Below are 2,585 nucleotides of genomic sequence, written 5' to 3' on the forward strand. Positions count from 1 at the left end.
GTTGGGACCTTGTCCCTGTGAGAGTAGGACGTCGCCAAGCAACTGTAAGACGAGTCAGTATGACTCGTCTTTTTTGTGTTTTAAACTTCTTATCCCGCGTTAACGGACAGTAAAACTCCCACCTCAAAATTCAGTTGGAGCAAAGAAGGTAGGCGGGAGATCAACGGTCCGTAAACGTCCGATTGGTTCAACTAATAATCAGTGGGGGATGAACAAAACCCCCACTGATTAAAGTTTCACTTTATCAGCCTCAAGTAAGTAATCCTTATTCTTTTGATCCCCTCATATTCATTTTCTTTCATTATTTTTGATGTGTAGTTTAAGATTTTCTATTTTATTTTTTGTAGAAGCGATCTGTCAGTATGTTAAAATAGTGCAGTTGTTTTTTTGAGTACTTAAATATAAGAAGATTTAATTTTGAAAAAGGAGATAATATGAAAAAGATAGGTGTAATTACTATAGTAGTTTTAGTCCTTCTAACAATTACTTATATGTTAGTCGGGAATTATTTTTATAATTATGCGTTGAATGCGAAACAAGAGAAAGAATTTTTAGAGGATAATCCTCATTTAATAGAAACAGTGAATGCATCAGGAGGTGTGTTCGCTACAAACGAAGAAAAGGATGCGAGCTTTGTATCAAATCATAAACCTAATACACGAAACATAAATTCTTTCGATAAGTTGAAATTAACAGGTTATGAATATATGAATGAACAATCTAGCCATAAATGGGCAATTGTAGTTCATGGATATGATAGCAGGGCATCGAAAATGACGAAATATATCCGGAATTTTTACGAACAAGGTTATAACGTCATAGCGCCAGATCTTCGTGGGCACGGAAATAGTGAAGGCGATTATATAGGGATGGGCTGGCACGATCGTAAAGATATTTTGATTTGGATTCAACAAATTGTAAAGAAAGACCCTAATGCTGAAATAGCACTTTTTGGTGTTTCAATGGGCGGGGCAACTGTAATGATGACTTCAGGTGAAGAGTTACCTTCTAACGTTAAAGTTATTATTGAAGATTGTGGATACTCAACTGTTATTGATGAATTTACTTATCAACTAAAAGATCTATTCCACTTGCCGAAGTTTCCTGTTATGAAGGCGGCCAATACAGTTACAAAATTAAGAGCTGGATATGATTTAGAAGAAGCTTCAGCTATAAAACAAGTAGAGAAAAGTAAAACACCTATGCTATTTATTCATGGGGATGCTGATACGTTCGTTCCTTATGAAATGTTAGATGAAGTATATAATGCTGCAAAAGTAGAAAAAGAGAAATTAATTGTTCCAGGTGCTGGACATGGAGAAGCTGAGAAGATAGATTCAAATAAATATTGGAATACTGTATGGAAATTCATGGGGAGATATATTCCAGCATAATTAGATTTGTATATACGATAATCAGAAGGAAATGTTTTTATACTTTTGATTATCGTTTTTTCTATTTATAGATTCATTTTAGTTTGTAGTATATAAAGCATGAAGCATAAATTTTTGAATTCCTTCGTGCCAGTGCTACAATAATTGAAAACTACATGTTAATGAGGTGTTTCTATGAAAATTGAAGTATGGTCAGATTTTGTATGCCCATTTTGCTACATTGGGAAACGTAGATTAGAGATGGCTTTAGAGCAATTTCCACATAAGAAAGATGTTGAGGTTGAGTTTAAAAGTTTTGAATTAGATCAAAATGCTCCAATCTATTCTGGAACAAGTATTAATGAAGTACTTGCATCAAAGTATGGGATTAGTATTGAAGAAGCTAAACGTAATAATATACAACTAGGAAGTCATGCAGCTAGTATGGGTTTAAGTTTTAATTTTGATGAGATGAAGCCGACGAACACTTTTGATGCGCATCGTCTTGCGAAGTTTGCAAAGGATCAAGGGAAAGAAAAAGAGATTACGGAAAATCTACTTTTTGCATATTTCACAGAATCGAGAAATTTAAGTGATGTGGATACGCTTGTTACTATTGCTGAAGCTTCAGGTTTAGAAAAGCAAGAAGCTTTACGTGTTATTAATGATAAAAGCGCATATGCAAATGATGTTAGAATTGATGAAGCGATTGCTCAGCAATATCAAATTTCGGGAGTGCCTTATTTTATTATTAATCAAAAGTATGCTATTTCAGGTGCGCAACCACTTGAAACTTTTGTTGGTGCACTTCAGCAAGTGTGGGAAGAAGAGAATCCTGCACCTAAGTTACAAGAACTTTCTTCAGAGGGTGGAAGCGATATGTCTTGTACGGACGAAAGTTGTTCGGTACCTTCAAAAGAACAATAGTTTTTATGATGGAATAGCAACCCATAGAGTATTTTATGGGTTGCTATCTATTCTTATAGAAGAGGTATATAAATAGATAAATTAATAGCGTAAATAGGGTTTATAAAAAAATGAAGTTTTTTATAAAAACATATTGACGATTGTAGGTTAGAGGTGTAATATAGAACAAGTCGCCGATGCAATAACGCAGAACGCGGCAAACAAAATGAAAAACTTAGTTGACATTAACTAACGAAGATGTTAACATAAGGAAGTCGCAAATGAGCGACCAAGTAGTTCTTTGAA

General features: G+C 34.3%; 2 protein-coding genes. Both read left to right on the forward strand.

Annotation, left to right across the window (positions count from 1 at the left end; genetic code table 11):
• Positions 1-434: 434 nt before the first annotated feature.
• Positions 435-1,394, forward strand: coding sequence for an alpha/beta hydrolase (locus PDL00_RS34575; RefSeq protein ID WP_270733837.1), 960 nt, complete (start codon positions 435-437; stop codon positions 1,392-1,394).
• A 174-nt stretch (positions 1,395-1,568) separates the two neighbouring features.
• A complete protein-coding gene (locus PDL00_RS34580) occupies positions 1,569-2,300 on the forward strand; it encodes a DsbA family oxidoreductase (protein ID WP_000687932.1) in 732 nt (243 codons plus the stop codon).
• Positions 2,301-2,585 lie beyond the last annotated feature (285 nt).

The organism is Bacillus cereus group sp. TH152-1LC, from assembly GCF_027710505.1.
Classification (GTDB): Bacteria; Bacillota; Bacilli; order Bacillales; family Bacillaceae_G; genus Bacillus_A; species Bacillus_A mobilis.

What these genes read in the sequence shown, in the direction of transcription:
- PDL00_RS34575 (WP_270733837.1), top strand. Translation starts at nt 435, where the DNA reads ATGAAAAAGATAGGTGTAATTACTATAGTAGTTTTAGTCCTTCTAACA.
- PDL00_RS34580 (WP_000687932.1), top strand. Translation starts at nt 1,569, where the DNA reads ATGAAAATTGAAGTATGGTCAGATTTTGTATGCCCATTTTGCTACATT.